Annotated in this window: 16 protein-coding genes; 10 read left to right on the top strand and 6 right to left on the bottom strand. The window is 48.8% G+C overall.

Annotated features, from left to right (window positions below):
• The first annotated feature begins 48 nt into the window (after window positions 1–48).
• Window positions 49–810: a methionine ABC transporter substrate-binding lipoprotein MetQ gene (gene metQ, locus ACG1VR_RS11595; protein WP_395491097.1), complete on the top strand. Its 762-nt coding sequence runs from the start codon at window positions 49–51 to the stop codon at window positions 808–810.
• A 113-nt stretch (window positions 811–923) separates the two neighbouring features.
• Here metQ and ACG1VR_RS11590 read toward each other — a convergent pair whose 3' ends face one another.
• On the bottom strand, window positions 924–1,559 hold the full coding sequence (locus tag ACG1VR_RS11590) for a helix-turn-helix transcriptional regulator (protein ID WP_395490993.1): 636 nt from the start codon (window positions 1,557–1,559) through the stop codon (window positions 924–926).
• Window positions 1,560–2,214: 655 nt separating this feature from the next.
• On the opposite strand from ACG1VR_RS11590, the gene ACG1VR_RS11585 reads away from it, so the two are divergent.
• The 4 genes from ACG1VR_RS11585 to ACG1VR_RS11570 are packed head-to-tail and all read left to right on the top strand — an operon-like array spanning window position 2,215 to window position 5,801.
• Window positions 2,215–3,789, top strand: coding sequence for a hypothetical protein (locus tag ACG1VR_RS11585; RefSeq protein ID WP_395490992.1), 1,575 nt, complete (start codon window positions 2,215–2,217; stop codon window positions 3,787–3,789).
• A 16-nt stretch (window positions 3,790–3,805) separates the two neighbouring features.
• Window positions 3,806–4,384 carry a hypothetical protein gene (locus ACG1VR_RS11580; RefSeq protein WP_395490991.1) on the top strand — a complete coding sequence of 193 codons (579 nt, stop codon included), beginning with the start codon at window positions 3,806–3,808 and terminating at the stop codon, window positions 4,382–4,384.
• 12 nt (window positions 4,385–4,396) lie between these two features.
• Window positions 4,397–5,425 (top strand): hypothetical protein, encoded by a 1,029-nt coding sequence (locus tag ACG1VR_RS11575; RefSeq protein WP_395490990.1) that lies wholly within the window; start codon window positions 4,397–4,399, stop codon window positions 5,423–5,425.
• 49 nt (window positions 5,426–5,474) lie between these two features.
• The gene (locus ACG1VR_RS11570; RefSeq protein WP_395490989.1) at window positions 5,475–5,801 is read left to right on the top strand and encodes a YkgJ family cysteine cluster protein; all 327 of its coding nucleotides are present in this window, start codon (window positions 5,475–5,477) and stop codon (window positions 5,799–5,801) included.
• On the opposite strand, the gene ACG1VR_RS11565 is transcribed toward ACG1VR_RS11570, so the two are convergent.
• The 3 genes from ACG1VR_RS11565 to ACG1VR_RS11555 all read right to left on the bottom strand — a co-directional run bounded on the left by ACG1VR_RS11565 (window position 5,793) and on the right by ACG1VR_RS11555 (window position 8,382).
• A complete protein-coding gene (locus tag ACG1VR_RS11565; RefSeq protein WP_395490988.1) occupies window positions 5,793–6,452 on the bottom strand; it encodes a DUF1345 domain-containing protein in 660 nt (219 codons plus the stop codon). The genes ACG1VR_RS11570 and ACG1VR_RS11565 overlap by 9 nt on opposite strands.
• Window positions 6,453–6,792: 340 nt before the next feature.
• Window positions 6,793–7,179 carry a hypothetical protein gene (locus ACG1VR_RS11560; protein ID WP_395490987.1) on the bottom strand — a complete coding sequence of 129 codons (387 nt, stop codon included), beginning with the start codon at window positions 7,177–7,179 and terminating at the stop codon, window positions 6,793–6,795.
• Window positions 7,180–7,191: 12 nt separating this feature from the next.
• Window positions 7,192–8,382 carry an NAD(P)/FAD-dependent oxidoreductase gene (locus ACG1VR_RS11555; RefSeq protein WP_395490986.1) on the bottom strand — a complete coding sequence of 397 codons (1,191 nt, stop codon included), beginning with the start codon at window positions 8,380–8,382 and terminating at the stop codon, window positions 7,192–7,194.
• 406 nt (window positions 8,383–8,788) lie between these two features.
• Between ACG1VR_RS11555 and ACG1VR_RS11550 the strand changes: the two genes are divergently transcribed.
• From ACG1VR_RS11550 to ACG1VR_RS11535, 4 genes are all read left to right on the top strand, one after another.
• Window positions 8,789–10,402, top strand: coding sequence for an ABC-F family ATP-binding cassette domain-containing protein (locus ACG1VR_RS11550; protein WP_395490985.1), 1,614 nt, complete (start codon window positions 8,789–8,791; stop codon window positions 10,400–10,402).
• Window positions 10,403–10,672: 270 nt separating this feature from the next.
• Window positions 10,673–10,861 carry a hypothetical protein gene (locus tag ACG1VR_RS11545; RefSeq protein ID WP_016536500.1) on the top strand — a complete coding sequence of 63 codons (189 nt, stop codon included), beginning with the start codon at window positions 10,673–10,675 and terminating at the stop codon, window positions 10,859–10,861.
• Between the two features lie 449 nt (window positions 10,862–11,310).
• Window positions 11,311–12,342 carry a glycosyltransferase family 9 protein gene (locus ACG1VR_RS11540; protein ID WP_395490984.1) on the top strand — a complete coding sequence of 344 codons (1,032 nt, stop codon included), beginning with the start codon at window positions 11,311–11,313 and terminating at the stop codon, window positions 12,340–12,342.
• Between the two features lie 54 nt (window positions 12,343–12,396).
• Window positions 12,397–12,567 carry a hypothetical protein gene (locus tag ACG1VR_RS11535; RefSeq protein WP_395490983.1) on the top strand — a complete coding sequence of 57 codons (171 nt, stop codon included), beginning with the start codon at window positions 12,397–12,399 and terminating at the stop codon, window positions 12,565–12,567.
• 88 nt (window positions 12,568–12,655) lie between these two features.
• On the opposite strand, the gene dgcJ is transcribed toward ACG1VR_RS11535, so the two are convergent.
• Complete coding sequence (gene dgcJ / locus ACG1VR_RS11530) at window positions 12,656–14,335, bottom strand: diguanylate cyclase DgcJ (protein WP_395490982.1); 1,680 nt, start codon at window positions 14,333–14,335, stop codon at window positions 12,656–12,658.
• 370 nt (window positions 14,336–14,705) lie between these two features.
• On the opposite strand from dgcJ, the gene ACG1VR_RS11525 reads away from it, so the two are divergent.
• Window positions 14,706–15,947, top strand: a complete 1,242-nt coding sequence (locus ACG1VR_RS11525; RefSeq protein WP_395490981.1) for a condensation domain-containing protein — start codon at window positions 14,706–14,708, stop codon at window positions 15,945–15,947.
• 14 nt (window positions 15,948–15,961) lie between these two features.
• Here the strand turns inward: ACG1VR_RS11525 and ACG1VR_RS11520 are convergent, their stop codons facing one another.
• On the bottom strand, window positions 15,962–16,870 hold the full coding sequence (locus ACG1VR_RS11520) for a LysR family transcriptional regulator (protein ID WP_395490980.1): 909 nt from the start codon (window positions 16,868–16,870) through the stop codon (window positions 15,962–15,964).
• Window positions 16,871–16,878: the final 8 nt, after the last annotated feature.

Raw genomic sequence — 16,878 nt, 5'->3', positions numbered from 1 at the left:
AAACATACTGTGAAAGTTTCTCTATTAGCCGTTTCTCTGGCAGGCGCGATGCTGCTTTCCGGCTGCGGCCCAAAACAAGACGATAACCACATTAAAGTGGGCATCAGCGCGGGTATCGACCAGCCGCTGTGGGATACGGTTAAAAAAGTCGCTAAAGACAAATACAATCTTGATGTTGAGGTGGTCACCTTCACCGATTACGTTCTGCCAAACTCCGCGCTGAGCAGCGGCGACATCGACGCCAACTCCTTCCAGCACGGTCCGTATCTGGAAAAACAGATAGCCGAGCGTGGCTACAAGCTGGCGGTTGTAGGCAATACCTTTGTTTACCCGATTGCCGGTTATTCACGCAAAATCAAATCAGTGGCCGAGCTAAAAGAGGGGGCTCAGGTAGCTGTGCCAAATGACCCAACCAATCTTGGCCGCTCGCTGCTGCTGTTACAGGCTCAGGGACTTATCAAACTTAAAGAAGGCGTTGGCCTGCTGCCCACCTCGCTGGATATTGTGGAAAACCCAAAACATCTGAAAATTGTGGAAGTGGAAGCGGCTCAGCTGACCCGCGCCATTGATGACGACAAGATAGACCTTGCCATCATCAACACTAACTATTCGAGCCAGGTTGGCCTGACCCCGGCGAAAAATGGCCTGTTCGTTGAGGATAAAAGCTCGCCTTACGTGAACATTATCGTCGCCCGGGAAGACAATAAAGACAGCGAGAAGGTGAAGAATCTGGTGAAAGCCTACCAGACCGATGAAGTGGCCGCCGCGGCCGACGCAATTTATAAAGGCGATGCGGTAAAAGGCTGGTAACGCTTTGCCGCAGGCCAACGCTAGTTATAACGTTATAGTAGCGTTGGCCTTACCGCCGGTATTTACCTGTCAGTGTTTGGAAGGGATATTAATAATCAGGTGTTTTATATTCATTAACCACTAAATAAAGTCTGGTAATGACCGGTGATAACTTCATTCAGGCTTTTGGCTCCCGCGCGGCGCAGGGCAATCATTTTATAGCGGCTCACCGCGGAATAGCTGATACCCATTCTCAGGGCCACTTCTCCTGGGCTTTGACCATCCAGCAGGGCACAGACTACTTCACGCTCCATTTTTCTTGGGTGCCTCTGAAATTCTCTGGCTGAAAGCGATGAGTTACCTTGAGGGGTGCTAACGATCTTCTGAACCAGTTTTGTTAATACCGCCAGCGGGCGTGATTTATCTATTACGGTCATGCTTCCCGCCTTCGAGCTGACCTTGCGCTGCCCGCCAGAATAGCTGGTGGTCAATAAAATTGTTTTGCCCGAATAATCATTGAGGGCGCTAAACAACGTCGAGATTTCCGGGCAAAGGCTATCCGACTCTATAATCAGCAAATCTACTTGCGGCCTTACCAGAATGTCTTCCAGCTCGTCCAGATCGGCGCGGGCATCGGAGAATTGCCAGTCACGGTGTGCGTCGCACAAAGCTTTGATACCGAGCAACGTATACACGCAGCGGGCTACAACAACTATCTTCTTTGCATCGTTTTGCTGTTCAGAAAAAGCCAATGTTGATTCGCTACGCATTATTTCCCTGCCCGTTAATGCTTTATTAAAAAGACAAATTTATATTTTTAGCAATGCTCTGACTCTATGGCCGCCAGTCTTGTTTTGCTATGGGGAAATATAATGTCGAAGGCAGAAACTTAAAATAGGACAGGGCATCTTTGATCTGTAGGCTCAGGACTACAAGATTTTTATGAATCAATTGAAAGTATGAACAGGCTCTTTGAGCCTGTTATTTGAGTGCATTTATTTACCGAAAAGATGAGTGCCAACAGAAAGACACCCGCTGAGCAGAAACAGGGATGACAGTACAAACAAGATTGTTAACCGCTTCATTGAATAACCCCGGCGTTTAGAAAAGCGACACGCAGCCGCTCAGCATAGAAATTGAACATAAAACCACCAGGTGACACACGATTTTCTGATACATATAGTTTTCCCATTTAACGTCGATATGAGGTTTAGCTTGCCCGGTGTTTGTCAAAGATCTGTCAATGTGGTGTGGGGAGATAATCAAGTTTAAAGAGGGATAACTACAAATTTTAGTAGTTATCTGATTGATGTATTGACCGCGAGCATTTCCGAAGTAACATTTTGACACTTTTATGTTTAACCAGAGCCAATAGCTCTGGCTCTGGATGTACCTTGATTCAATAGAAATCTGGGTGAGATTACTATGGACAAAAAAGCGAACGACTCGTTATTTCCTTCAGATTCAGGCCGAAAACAAAACGATAATAACGATGAAGTAAAACGAGATCGTATTCGTACCGCCACTGCGCTGGCGGGAGATGAGGTTGTAAAGCGTTTTGGGAGTGCAAGCGCTGAGTACCTCAAAGGATACCGCGGCGTTGATAATGAAACGGGACAACAGTTTGCTAAAGGTCTGGCGGACGTTGCGAAGCATAAGGTTAATCCCGCTTACGCTAAGCAAAATATTAAGCAACAGGCAGGATTTTCTGCCGAGATAGCAACCACAAGCAGAGATAACGCTGAAGCCATTATTAACGGCGATAGCGCTCGCACCGTCCGCAGTGACGATTTGCCTCAGTATGGCCGTAATCACAACGTAGTCGACCGCGTAAAAATTCAGGATGGCGTAGTTATTGAAGGCTCTCAGAGCCAGATGAAATTTGTTGGTAACCGGGACGATCTTTTTAAAAATATCGCCGGAGAAGAGGGGAAATTCAGCCGCTATCGCGGGGTTAAACTGGAATTACCATCAGAACAATATGAGGGGGCTGCTGCACATTGTCGTGCAAAAGCATCCTCATTGCGCACTCAGGCAGACAGGGTTGAAGCCGAAGGTAAGCAGGATGTAGCCGATCGATTTCGCCGTGAAGCCGATAATTATGAGCAACTGGCTGATAATGTTAGTGACAGCGGCCTGACAACGGAGCAAGCGATCTATTATCGCGAGCATCCTAAGATTGCAACGGCGATGGATATCGCACGTACCAGCCACCGCGCCGGCATAGAAGGGGCAAAGAATGGGGCAATGGTAGGGGCCGCTATTTCATTATTCACGAATATTTTCAGTGTTGCCCAGCATGAAAAGGCGCTGGGTGAAGCAATTGAAGATATCGCGATCGATACGGCGAAAGCTGCCGCTCTGGGCTACGGTACAGCATTTGCCGGTTCCGCAATCAAAGCAGGTCTACAACAATCCGGGGGCCAGGGGTTAAGGGCCATAGCCGGAACATCCGCTCCTACATTGGTAGTCAATATCTGCCTGTCTCTGGGTGTATCGATCAAGCGCTATATCAACGATGAAATTGATGGTGCTGAACTGCTTGAAGAAATCGGAGAGAAGGGCGCAGGTATGCTCTCCAGCGGCATGATGGCTGCCCTTGGACAGATAGCCATTCCGATCCCTGTAGTTGGCGGGATAATTGGCGGCATGATCGGTTACACACTCTCATCTATGTTTTATCAAAGTGCCCTTGAGGCTACGCGAGCAGCGGCATTGTCACGCGAACGTCTGGCCTATATTCGTGGAATAGAGAGTGAAGCTCGGGCGCAGATTGCCCGACAGCAGACACTAATCGACGAATTTACCGAAAGAGAAATCCCTCAATTACAAAAAGACACTCAGCACCTATTTAGAACGATGGCCAGTAACACTAATAGCGTTGATGATTTTGCATTTGCAATAAATGACTTTGCTACTTTGCTGGGCACTAATATGCAATTCCAGACTATCTCTGAATTTGAAGATTTTATGGACTCCGATAAACCATTAATGCTGTAAAAGGAATACGATCTCGATGTTTATCAACATGCTACCCGAAGAGAAAAAAGTCCTGCTGGTAGAGCTGGCCAGGCTGCTGGCATTATCCGATAACCCGCTACTGTGGGATGGGAAAGCAAAAGATGAGCTAACGTCGGACTCCAATCTGAATAACCTATCCATACAGAAAAACGCGCTGGAAACCGAATTGCTGGAAGAGATGGCGCAATATGCTCCTGCACGTTCTTATCCGCTGATAGGTATCCTTGAAGTGGAATGGGATAAGGACACTGAAAAGCGGTTGATCGAAAAGCTTAAGGGATTCCCACTCTCTAAAATTGATGAGCCTGAAAGCCGTATCCAGGCTGCAACATCGGTGTTAAAAGCGATGCTGGAGGGCAAGAAAACGGAAGACCTGGCGACGCCAAAAATCATTCTTTTCCAGCTTTTCCTGGTGGCGCTGCGCGATGGTCAAATTTCCAACATTGAGTGGATGCTGCTGAAAGAAATTCAACTTTATTACAAGTTACCCGATTTTATTTTTAAAGATTTACTGGATCGTGCCGAATCACTGAATAGTGAAATGAGTAAAACACTTGCTCTCATTCTTGAATAACGGAGTTATTAAATGCCTATTCCTATTATTGTTGGCGCTATAGCTGCCGCCGCCGGGATTTACGGTATCGCCAAAGGCGTTAGCGGTGCGAAAGATCACAGTGATGCAAAAGATCTCAATGAAAGTGCACAAAATATGGTGGACAGCACCAGCGCTGAAATTGATTTAAGCCGTAAAGCGACCAATGACATCATTGAAGATTATGGTCAGCGTAAACTTCGCGCATTTAATGGCGTCATTAATGAATTTATCGTCACTTTTAGTAGCCTCAAAAACGTTGAATTGACCAGTAGCGCAGAGCTGGACAAACTTAATGCCGGTGATTTTACGACCACGACTTTAGCCGGGCTGAGGCAAGATTACCAAATGCTTAAGGATGCAGGGCTTGGGCTTGGTGCTGGGATGGGAAGCGGTGCGGCTCTGGCATTTGGAGCCTATAACGGCACAATGTTACTGGCCACTGCAAGCACAGGTACAGCAATCTCTTCGCTGTCAGGCGTCGCGGCAACTAACGCTACACTTGCATGGTTGGGCGGCGGTTCCCTGGCCACCGGCGGTTTTGGAATGGCCGGCGGCATGATGGTGTTGGGCGGCATTATCGCCGGGCCGGCGCTGGCAATTTTCGGCCATATCCTGGGGAGTAAAGGTGAGGAGGCGCTGAACAATGCCCGAACCAATATGGAGCAGGCTCAAACAATTCGAGCTGAGGGACTGCTGATGGTTAGTAAACTTCAGGCTATCGAAAAGGTCACGGCGCTGGCAAACAACGTATTTTCTCACACCAGCGGTCGCCTGCGTGGAACCGTGCATGAAATGAAAGAAGCTCTGGAAAGCTACGGTGAAGACTTCAAAGCTTTCCCGCAGGAGAGTAAAGAAGCTGTGTTCAAGTCCGTTAAGTATGCGCAATTGCTGAAAGCGATGATCGATACGCCTATCCTTGACGAGGACGGTAACCTGGTGCTCTCAACCGAACGTCGCATCATTGATATTGCTGCTGTGGCCGAGGGCAATAAAGACGAACTCGACGAAGTTATCGCATAGTCTAAGTTGAGGCTCGCTGAAAAGGCGGGCCTGATTGCGAGACCTGCCTATGCACTGCAACGACAACTTTTCTTCCTTTCCCTGTGTCCAGTGCGGGCTTTGCTGCCAGCGCGTAAATTTTGCAGAGGAAACCCGCGCTCTTGATCGGGGAGACGGCACTTGCCGATACTATAATGCGGCCAGCAGGGGTTGCAGTATTTACAACGAACGCCCGGACATATGCCGTGTGGACCTGCAATACAAACTTAATTATGTCCACCTTTATACATGGGACGAATTTGTGGCGCTAAACCTGACGGTATGCAGGCAGCTCATTGCTGAAGATGAGTCGAGACAGAAGGGTAGCGCCGTCAGCCCTGTATTTCCCTCAACTTAGCAATCCGGCACCCACGTTGACCGATAACCCCAGAATAGCCAGGTTAAAGAGAAATGAGATAACCGATTGCAGCAGCGTAATCTTTCTCATCTCAGTGGTGCCCGTTGCCACATCCGCAGTTTGCGACGCAACGGCGATAGTAAAGGCGAAATAGAGAAAATCCCAGTAGCCGGGAGCGGCTGGTTTATCAGGGAAGATCATCGGAGTGACATCTTCGCTCCGGTGCAGGTAATGGTTGTGAGCGTAATGCATAGCAAATGAACTTGGCAGCAATGCCCAGGAGACAATCAGCGTAGTTGCCGTCAGCAATAAATGGAGTATACGCGGCGTTCCGGTAAGAGAGTGCAGTGAAGAAAGCTCGCTCAGAATAGCGACAATGCTGGCCATACAAGCCAGGATGACCATGCCCAAAACAAGCGCCGCGCTTTGGTCCTGTATTTTTGCGATGTGCTGGATGTCTTTCACGTCGGTACGCAGCATACGAAACCAGATAAAAATCAGATACAGCCACGCCAGAACATTCCAGCCGATCAACATGCGTTGCAGAGTGCCGGTCTGAGCCGGAAGCGCGAAATAACAGATAACGCCTGCAAGAATTGAAATCAGCAGCCGCAGCCTGGCGAACAGGTGAGTCCTTAGCGAAAATCCCATGAGGATAAGTTTTCTAAGAGTAATGGATAACTTTAACTGTAGACGATGCAGAGACTCAGGAACTGACGGGTTGTATGTTGAAGGCCGAGCTAATGAGCCAGAACGTGTTGGCTTCACCAGAGGGAAGGCTTGATATGAAGCTGGGTTAGCCTGACTGCGCACTAATAAATGCAATTTAACATAATATACATTATGCGCACCGACATGAGGTAAGGCAGAATCTGGCGTTTTGTGGGCATCGTTCATCGTTGGCCTGGTTGTTTTTAAGTGCCGTAGGCTCTTTCATCTTATCGAACCGACCTGACATGAGCCGCGGCTTGGATGCAGCGGCTCAACATTATTAACTGGCCGAAGGCTCATCCGTTACCGAACTGGTACGAATACGCTGACCGATTATTTGTAACGTGCGCAGTACCAGCATCACTCCCAGTAAAGTGTCCGGCTGGCGCAGCAACGAATAAACTGCACGATAGCTGGGTTGCGGATCGCCCAGCTGTAACTCGGTATGAGCCATCTTTAGCGCGGTGCCACTTTCCCAACCCGCGGCAACCACGCCTTCGAAAACACCGGCTAATTTTTCTACCAGCGCGTTATCGGCAATATCCGCAATATCTGAAAGTAATGACAGCATATCAACCACGTTATCGAGCCGACCGCCAGAAAGTAACGGCTGTAATTTTTCAATCAATGCGGCAAAAGACTCAGATGCCTCTGTTGAAGCGTTCATCTTATTCTCCGGTTAGATTAGCCCGCGCACGGTAGCCCAGTACAACCCTCGATTAAAACCGTTGCGCAACATGCCGCCGATTTTGGTTGGCGGCGTCGGTAACACATCGTGGCGATAATCGTAAACCAGCGGCATTCCGGCATTTAATCCCATCTGCGCCACCGCCTGAACTTTGCCATCATATTCGCTGACAGTATGCCCAAGGCGCAGCTCCGCCACGATATTGTCTGCAACCACCGGGGCCTGATTATGGCAAGATCCGCCAGCTTTACTCACCGGCAGATCGACCGTGTCCCCGAGGACATAAACACCAGGCTGGCCGTAAACCTGCAAAGTCTGTGGATCGGTTGGCAGCCACCCTTCCCCGTTATCTATATCGCTCAGGCCGGTATTTCGTACGGCCTCGACGGCCCGGATTGGCGGCGTCGCCATCAGAATGTCAAACGGCTGTTCTTCTCCTTCTTCCGAATAAGCGATATTTTTCTCCGCATCGACTCTGTTTAAAGTAAAACCTCGTTGGTGTTTTATATCTCTGGAAGAAAAAATGGATGGCAATATATCACCGGTTGGGCGCTGTAAGAAAAGACAATTACGCAATAGCTGAGAAACCGTTGGATAGGTATAAACAATTTCAACGTTTTTACGTACACCCCGCCTGCGGAGATAATCATCAAGCATCAGCGTTGTTTCTATTGGGGCAATACCGCACTGATGAGGTACGTTCGGCGTTTGAGGGAAAGAGACGGTGATAAATATTCGTCCTTTTTCAATTGTCGCCAGCTTTTGCGCCAGTTGACGTGCGGGCCGGTATTGATAAAAATGATCGCCAGCCTGGGCCAGCCCCTCTATTTTATCAGGCCACGGAACGCAACCCGTAGCAAAGACCAGAAAATCATAAGAGTAATGCTTCCCGCTTGTGGTATGCACACAACGCTGAGTAAGGTCAAAATAGTCAGCACGATCAACAACAAACCTTACTTCTGGCCTCAGCAGGCTTTGCTGTGAGCGCGTTAACTCCTGTTTGAAAAAGCTATTAAAAGCCACATACATAAATGCAGGCTTGTAATAGTGAACAGGAGAGTCTGAAATCATCAATAGCTCAATTTTATTATTGATGATTTCTCTGTGAAGCTTTGCGGCCAGCAGGTTAGCTAAAATAGTCCCGCCGGTACCACCGCCTACAATAACAATACGTTGTTTCATATTCTTCTCTCTATTTAAGAGTCAATAAAACAGGCGTTTGGATATATTATATAATTCAGGAGTCCATGCTCATATACCTCATGTGATATCTTAGCCGTGGCGTGAATTTATGCCAGAGTAAAAACAACCTCGTTGGATTTATTCTGTGAAAATGTTGCATAAATTAATTTGCCGTTATCCAGATCACTATTATAAAAAATATCTACAGAGAAGACCTCCAGCAATGATGTTATTAGCCGGCCTTTTCTCCTCTTTACTTTGTGTTTAGCCCGGCTAAAATACCCGCAGTCATTTTCTTCTTCAGAGGTATTCGTCCAATGCGCTATTGATGCCGCCGTCTTTCTGACGGCCGATTAAGTTGTCCCGATTTATCGGGTCAGTTTCCGGCATCTATGGAGTATTACCCATGACGAATTCTTATCTTGCGCTGGAAGGCGTGTCTTTTAATTTACCCGACGGTACGCCGCTGTTCTCGCAGCTAAACGAAACTTTCGACACACGCGCAACGGGCCTGGTTGGCCGCAATGGCGTGGGTAAAAGCGTGCTATCGCAGATCATGGCCGGGCAATTATCGCCGTCATCCGGGCGCTCCACTTGCCCGGGTTCTGCATATTATCTTGCGCAGCAAATTCTCTACCCTGAGGGAGCCACGGTCGCCAATCTTGCAGGCGTCCAGCCGATAATTGATGCCCTTTCCCGCATTGAGCAAGGTAGTACATCCGAGAAGGATTTCGATATTGTCGGCCAGCGTTGGGATATCCACCAGCAGCTACGCATGGAGCTGGAACGTTGCGGGCTTGGGCATCTTGATTCATCCACGCCCGCAGTTCAGTTAAGCGGAGGCGAGGCTATGCGGGCTTCACTTGCCGGGGCCTGGCTATCTTCAGCGGATTTTCTCATCCTCGATGAACCAAGCAATCATCTTGACCACGCCTCTCGCCTGTCGCTTATTTCCCAACTCACACGCTGGCGCGGCGGGCTGCTGGTAGTGAGCCACGATCGTGAACTACTGGAGTCAATGGAGAGGATTGTTGAACTGACGCCTTCTGGTTTAAACAGCTATGGCGGTAATTATTCGTTTTATGCACGGCAGAAAAAACAGGAAACGCAGAGCGCACTTTTGCTTCTGGATCAACGTAAACAGGAGCGTCAGCGTGAAATAAAGGCGCTTCGTGAGCAAAGAGAACGCCTTGAAAAAAGGCAATCCCGCGGTAACCGCCGGGGGCGTGAGGCAAATCAGGCCAATATTTTGCTTGGCGGGCAAAAACAGCGCAGTGAAAATTCGGCAGGTAAATTAAACCAGCAACATCAGGCTACGCAGACGTTACTCGACGAGCGGGTTCGCGAAGCCGCAGCCGTCATTGATGAAGACGTGGTTATTGCGTTGCATTCGCTCCCGGTAAATGCGCCTTCCCGCCGCCGCGTTGCCGAGTTGGATGGAGTACAACTTCCCTTCGTCCGCCCTTTTACCCCACCATTAACTCTTATGCTGACCAGCGGCCAGCGCATAGGAATTGTCGGGCGTAACGGAGGCGGGAAATCTACGCTGCTAAAAGTTATGGCCGGTCAGACTCAGCCATTGAGTGGCAATTGTTGGATAACGGCTAATTACGCGTGGCTCGATCAACACCTCATAACCCTTGACCCACAGCGTAGCGTCCTGGAGCAAATGCTCGAGGCCAACCGCACTGCCGGAGAAGGTAACCTACGAATGCGGCTGGCACAGCTAGGACTGGATGCAGACAAAATTCAGGTAGCCAGCGGCTTATTAAGCGGCGGCGAACGGTTGAAGGCGGCTCTGGCCTGCGTGCTGTATGCCGACCCTGCTCCTGAACTGTTGCTGCTTGATGAACCCAGCAACCACCTGGATTTAGCATCCCTTCACGCGCTTGAGAGCATGCTTTCAGGTTACCAGGGTGCCTTTATGGTGGTTTCGCATGACGAGGTGTTTCTTAACAACCTCAACCTCACCGGACGTTTATTGCTTGAAGAATCCCGCTGGCAACTTCAGGCGCAGTAGACTGTGATAGTTCAGGAAATATTTAATACAACTGGCCCCCACGCCGATAAAGGTTAAAACAGGCCTGGGGGTTAATTTAGTGGCCATTTCAGGAAAGATTAAGCACTAGCGAGCTATTAACTTCAAGTAAAAATATAAGGAAATTAAGCATTTAAGCTTGAAGATAAGAAGCTCATTTAGTATTGTTTTATGGTTTTCTTTATATTTCATTCACAAAGAAAATATATTGTATTTATATAATCACACAGCTTTAAATAGAGGGAAAAGGATATGCCAAAATCAGACTGGGATTACGTTAACAAAAGTCAGGATTATGAATTAAACGATCTCTTGAGCAAGTATGGTTACAGAGAAACAGCGGCGAACAGAACGCTGCTAAAAAACAACCTGCCCGCTAATACAAAGCATAGCGAAGTAAAAGACTTAATTCATAACATTCCAGGGTTGGAGAAGAAATAACTCCTTAACCTTTCAGGAATAAAACTCAAAGGCCACTTTGGAGAAACACATTATCTTTAGCGGCCTTTTTAGCCCTGTCTAATGGCTCTCTCGCCAGTCCATATACGCATTACAACGGTTCTCAATCATCAACAGGTTTCTATTCATCACCTATACTATATAGCGGTGAGTAACACGTTAAGGTGAAGCAAAATGCCTAATCCACTTGATGCCTGTATGTTTGTCCTGCTTGTGGTGGGAGCCTTACATGAGCTGGGTTTGTTCCCCTATTAAGATGTGCCCCACTACCTCGCAAACGCCTGCGCGGCTCCGGATTATCAGATAGCGCCTGACTGCCTCTCCTGACTGGTAATCCGCCCCGTCTTTACCCACAAAGATAGCCCCGTTGAATTTACCAGAGGCTGGTGTCTTAATGCCTGTTACGATTCCACCATAAGCACAGGAATGACATGAATCCAGAGCTTGAGACCTTTGCAGGCAGTTTGCTTCTCAATGGAAAGACGCTTGTCGCCTCTTACGACCTCGAGCAGTCACCGCTCCCTGCAGATACCGCTATGCAGCTAAAGCCGCTGCACGAGCCTGTAGTTTATAACTATGCTCTACGGCCATTTTCTGTTGATTACCGCACTATCCGGCGTCTCTGCATTATTAACGGCATGGGCGTGACGCTTGGAGATTCGATTATAGGCATCAGCGCCCTTCAGGCGATAAAAGCGATCAATCCTGAAATTCACCTTACCCTGCTTCGCCCGCATACCTGCCCGACCTATATTGAGCAAATTTACCAGCTTGCAGATGCAGTAGTTGATGACCTGCGCTACTTGCCGGCAAATCTTCAAAGCATGTTGGCGCAAAAAGATGTGTTGATTGATATGGGGAACCAGCTGTTCCGGGATGATTTCGGCACAATGGAGATGCACGATTTCTTCCTGCGGCACCTCGGGATCGAACCTGCGACGGTAGAGACCAGTATCAGGACTAATCATTGGCTGCGTGAATCTATTCCGGAGCAACCCTCCCCGCTAAATACGCCTTACGTTTTACTCAGCCATAATGCGAGCACGCCTCTACGCAGTATTCCGCAAAGCGTGCTCGTGGATCTCGTGGAGCATATTTACCGACAGCATAAGATAACTGTGGCCGGATTTACGGCGGTAGACCACCCGTCTTTTATTGACCTCTCCGCCCGCTCGCAATCCACCCTCGATTTTATCGCCATTATCCGGCATGCCAGCGCGCTCTATACCTGCGACTCTTCCGCACTGCATGTTGCCGCAGCGTTTGCAGTGCCAACGGTTTGTTACTTCAACGCCATCAAATCATCACTCCGGGCCGTCTATTATCCGCTATGCAAGAGCATTGATTTAGGAACGGAGCGCACCGCGCTATTGCACCAAAGCAATGAGAGCCAACTGCTGGAAGAAATCGAACACAACTACCGGCGCTACCTCGGGACCGTTCTCAGCAAACATCATATATGATATAATTTTGACCACTTTCACTGGTTAAAAAAACTGTAAACAGAACATATCATTATGAAACACCTGCTGCTGGCCCTCTTTATGCTTGTTCCCCTGAAGCTCTCTTTTGCCTCGGTAACGGCCAGTATCCAGGTCAGCATGACCATAATGTCCGACCGGCTACCCCCGAAGATAACCAGGATAAAGCTTTCTGAAGACCGGGTGATGATAATCAATGAGTGGTAGTTTTTGTGCGACAGGAAAATTAGCGACTTTGTGCTGAGGTTGGAGGAATGGCAATATCCTATCTACCAAAGCGTTAACGCTCAACCCATTATCTGCTGGTAGATGTTTCCCCATATTTATTGCGCTTATGTTGATATAGCAACTCATCGGCTTTGAGCAACGCGGTTTCCAGAGTATCACCCTGCACTAACTGGTAGCTTCCGTAGGAAAATGCCACCATTTTTTCCTCATCAATCCCGGCCAGATACGCCTGAATGCGGTTTATCACTTCATGCGATTTCGCCAGACTGTAATCAATTAAAATAAGGCTAAACTCGTCGCCACCGAGCCGAATACCGTAATCGCTTTTACGAATCGACTGCGCCAGCGCTCTGCCGAGATACTGAATAGCCCTGTCCCCCATGTGGTGGCCAAGGGTGTCGTTAATTTTTTTCAGGCCGTCGCTATCGACGGAAATCACCGTTACAGCAATGTTTGCCTGTAGCAGAGCCTGAATTTTCTGTTCAAGCGCGGGCGTCAGTACCTTGCGGTTATAGAGACCGGTCATCGCATCGGTCATATTGTCCCGGGACAAGGAACGATGCTTGTCCAGCTGCTTTCTGGCATAGCGGCACAACAGCCAGGTGCCTACAGCGTAAATCACTATCAGCCAGAAGATGTTGATCAGGAAATAGAGCGCATCCAGTTTTATGTGTAGCGTGTAATAGCCGGTTATTTTTTCCTGGCGCGTAATCGGCGTGAATGACTTCAACACCGGGTGGTGGAAGCTGATTTTATCGCCGGTTGCATTATCGGTCACATACAGCGAAAGGAAACGCCACAGCAAAGGTCTCTCTGCTGTATAAAATGAGGTCGCAAGATCGTCAATATTGATATCAGTAAGCACCAGCCCTTTAATGGTGTCGTGCTGGAAAACAGGAGTGATCATGCTAATGATATTTTTCCGGGTATAGCCATCATGATAGATGTGGGAAACAATATTTTCCCCAAGGCGCAAATCATGTAACGCCGCAGCATCGATGTTGATGGTTTCCCCGCTCCGGTCGATATCTATCTCCCCGTTTTCGCTGGTCAGCCAGTTGCTAAAAGTATAGTGATTGCTGTCAACTAACTTATTGATGTAAATATAATTATTTTTAATATCGATGTAGTATCTGACATTATTGAACAGATAGCCGCTATAGTTCGAGAAACTGTATTTTGATGCGGTATCCGAACTGTTCCCCTGAACCAGATGCAGGGCAAGTACGTCGTTTTTCCAGCTATCGCAGGCGGGGTTCCTCGTTTGCAAAGTGCCACTTAATGCCCTGAAACGCTGACTGGATAGATTTACCCCGTAAACGCCATTCAGTGATTCCGCATACTGGCATACATTATCCAGATTATTTCCTGCCGCGTTGATACCCGCCGGAGCAGTTGAGAATACACGTGACATCCGAAAGGCAATGTTCTGGTTAATATATTCTTCATGAAACAGCGCTGACTTACCGTTCTCGGCAATATACCCCATGTAGCCTTCCAGACTACGATACTCCCGGAGTGCAAAACCGGCGAAGATTGCAGTCGTTAAAATAAAAATAACAATAACTGCGTTTATATATTTAGTCGGCGACAAAATGATGTATTCCCTCAGAAAATTCTGCCTTTCAGGATGAGAGGGAGTATAGCATATAGTGCTGCTCCGGCTTACCTCCCAGTTTTGCAGTAAAAGCATTCCAGGAAAGCTCCGATCCCGAGGAGGCGTGCATTTTGAGCCTGAGTGCTGCACAGTGGCTGAAGGGCGAGCCGGGGGATAACAGCCCTGCGGAGATAGCCAGCACTTTAACGGCCCGACCAGGGTAACCCTGGATCTTTAGCCAGATGCAAAACACAGGTAATATTCATGCGGGTGTACTCGCTCATGCACCTTATTTTTTGAAATATATTATTCATTATATATCCTGAATATATTCCATATACATGCATATTAATTTCATATAATAAAATACCTGTTGATAGCAGGCCAATTATAGATAAAATGCGATTTCAGCATTCTCTGCATTGATAAATATTTAAACCTCCCATTGTCACGCTTTATTCACAATCAATATCAATGAAACAATTAGAATATATTTAAACCATTCACTGTGGACAGGTAAATGATAAATACAGATCAAAGTAAATCAGTTCTTCGCGCGCTTGGCGCACTTGAAAGTTACGCCTGGCAGATTGACACCACCAGCCCCAAACATTTTACGGTGACCGCAGAAGTTAGCGGCAGGACCAAACCCGCCGACTGGCAGGTCGCGCTTAAAAAGGTTCAGCTAAGGCACCCGCTGGTGAATGCACGCGTGGACGGCGGCAGCGATGGCCGCCTGTATTTTTTGCACGATCAATCCGTGGAGATCCCGCTGCGCATCGCGCGGATAGATAAAATCTTATCTATTGAACACGAAATTAAAAGAGAGTTCTCGGCCCCTTTTGGAACGGGAGATGTGGCTCTGCTTAAAGCCGCGTTGCTTTATGGTGAAGAGCGCTGCGTGATAATTATTACCGCACATCACGCCATCGCAGACGGCATGTCTCTGGCTCATTTTATCCATGACATTCTGCAAACATTAGCCGGCGAATCCCTGCCGCATTTGGCCTTGCTACCTTCCATTGAAGAGATCTGCTCTACCAATAACCAGGCCGCTGGAGCAATTAATTCGCCCGCTTTTACAAATGAACCGGTGCCTTACGCGGAGCGAAGTTTAGATAAGCTCCAGGTTGTTCGCCAGCGGCTTTCCCCTGAACTTTCTGCCTCTTTACGGGAACAATCCAAACGGGAGAACACGACGGTTCATGGAGCCCTGGCCGCCGCTTTTGTTATTGCTTTATCTCAATCCCCTGCCCGGACAAGTCGCCCGGTTCGTATCTGCACGCCCATTAACGCCAGGAAATATTCTTCTCTGGATTACGGCCTCAGTTTTTTAGCCTTGTTTCCAACCTATGGCTATCACGACGGTGAAGCAGAAAATTTTTGGGAGATTGCTCGCTCGGTGACCGCCGACTTAGAAGCCTACAGAATTCAGCCGGGAATGGCTGCCCTGATAGGTCTGGTTGAGCCGTTTATGAACAATCACGGACTCAATAAGATGATTCATTTTGACAGTAGGATCTGTGCGCCGGACATTTTAATCTCAAATCTTGGCGTGCTTAATTTCTCACGAAATATTGGGGAATTAACCCTGGAATCACTGTGGGGGCCTAATGTGCTAATCGGTACCGAGGGTGAGCAAACCATCGGCGTTGCCACGATAAACGGCAACATCCATCTGATCCATACTTCGTACCAATCAGCACCTCATCTGTTGGAAGGGGCAAAAAAAATACTGACCGCGGTAACAGGCAGGTTATAAATCTGCGCCGCCGGTCACGCTGCATGTTCCCGGCAAACGCTTAATACCAGCTGCCGCAGCCAGCGATGGGCGAGATCCGCTTCCGAGCGTGGGTGCCACATCTGCGAAACGGTGATTTGCCGCGTAGCGACCGGAAGCGCAAAAGCATAAAGCTGGCCTGCGGGCTGGCTAACCACAAACGATGCAGGCACAAGGGCTATCAAGTCTGAGGCCTGCGCCACTCGCAATGAAGCGGGAAAACTTGGCACAACGGCGGCGATATTACGCTTCAGGCCCAGCTCGGCCAGCTCAACGTCCACGGGGCCGTGAGGAATACCTCCCCTGCGGGAAGTGACTACATGCCCCCAGGCAATATACTGTTCGGGAGTGATATTTTCCGACTGCACGAGTGGATGCCCGGCGCGTACCACTGCCACAAAGCTATCGCGGAACAGCGTCTGAAGCCGAATTTCCGGCCCCATCTCACCCAGCACGCCAATCTCAAGGTCAACCAGCCCCTCGCGCAAATGTCGGGAGCCTTTTTCAGGTTTGGGCATAAAGCACAACCGTACGCCCGGAGCCTCACGCTCCGCAGCGGCAATCAGCGCCGGGCCAAAGGCCTCAACAAAACCGTCATTGGCCCGAAGAGTAAAAACGCTATCCAGCGTCGTCAGGTCCAGTTCTGTTCTTGAAGGGCTTAACAAGCTACGAGCCTCAAGCGTCGCGTTTCTTGCCCGCTCGCGAATGGCTTCCGCATAGGGCGTCAGCACCATATTTCGCCCGGCTCTCACCAGCAACGGATCACCGGTGGCCGTACGCAGGCGGCTTAACGTCCTGCTCATGGCAGAGGCGCTTAAACCCAGCCTGCGTGCTGCCCCGGCCACGCTTCCTTCTGCCAGAAAGGTATCCAGCGCCAACAGCAAATTCAGATCTGGCTCGCTCATTATGGCTC

The sequence above is a fragment of the Cedecea davisae genome, assembly GCF_044095835.1.
GTDB classification, from domain to species: domain Bacteria; phylum Pseudomonadota; class Gammaproteobacteria; order Enterobacterales; family Enterobacteriaceae; genus Cedecea; species Cedecea davisae.
This window is presented reverse-complemented; position numbering and strand designations above follow the sequence as displayed.

Coding starts and splice junctions, on each gene's coding strand:
- metQ (WP_395491097.1), top strand. CDS start 49: ATGCTGCTTTCCGGCTGCGGCCCAAAACAAGACGATAACCACATTAAA.
- ACG1VR_RS11590 (WP_395490993.1), bottom strand. CDS start 1,559: ATGCGTAGCGAATCAACATTGGCTTTTTCTGAACAGCAAAACGATGCA.
- ACG1VR_RS11585 (WP_395490992.1), top strand. CDS start 2,215: ATGGACAAAAAAGCGAACGACTCGTTATTTCCTTCAGATTCAGGCCGA.
- ACG1VR_RS11580 (WP_395490991.1), top strand. CDS start 3,806: ATGTTTATCAACATGCTACCCGAAGAGAAAAAAGTCCTGCTGGTAGAG.
- ACG1VR_RS11575 (WP_395490990.1), top strand. CDS start 4,397: ATGCCTATTCCTATTATTGTTGGCGCTATAGCTGCCGCCGCCGGGATT.
- ACG1VR_RS11570 (WP_395490989.1), top strand. CDS start 5,475: ATGCACTGCAACGACAACTTTTCTTCCTTTCCCTGTGTCCAGTGCGGG.
- ACG1VR_RS11565 (WP_395490988.1), bottom strand. CDS start 6,452: ATGGGATTTTCGCTAAGGACTCACCTGTTCGCCAGGCTGCGGCTGCTG.
- ACG1VR_RS11560 (WP_395490987.1), bottom strand. CDS start 7,179: ATGAACGCTTCAACAGAGGCATCTGAGTCTTTTGCCGCATTGATTGAA.
- ACG1VR_RS11555 (WP_395490986.1), bottom strand. CDS start 8,382: ATGAAACAACGTATTGTTATTGTAGGCGGTGGTACCGGCGGGACTATT.
- ACG1VR_RS11550 (WP_395490985.1), top strand. CDS start 8,789: ATGACGAATTCTTATCTTGCGCTGGAAGGCGTGTCTTTTAATTTACCC.
- ACG1VR_RS11545 (WP_016536500.1), top strand. CDS start 10,673: ATGCCAAAATCAGACTGGGATTACGTTAACAAAAGTCAGGATTATGAA.
- ACG1VR_RS11540 (WP_395490984.1), top strand. CDS start 11,311: ATGAATCCAGAGCTTGAGACCTTTGCAGGCAGTTTGCTTCTCAATGGA.
- ACG1VR_RS11535 (WP_395490983.1), top strand. CDS start 12,397: ATGAAACACCTGCTGCTGGCCCTCTTTATGCTTGTTCCCCTGAAGCTC.
- ACG1VR_RS11525 (WP_395490981.1), top strand. CDS start 14,706: ATGATAAATACAGATCAAAGTAAATCAGTTCTTCGCGCGCTTGGCGCA.
- ACG1VR_RS11520 (WP_395490980.1), bottom strand. CDS start 16,870: ATGAGCGAGCCAGATCTGAATTTGCTGTTGGCGCTGGATACCTTTCTG.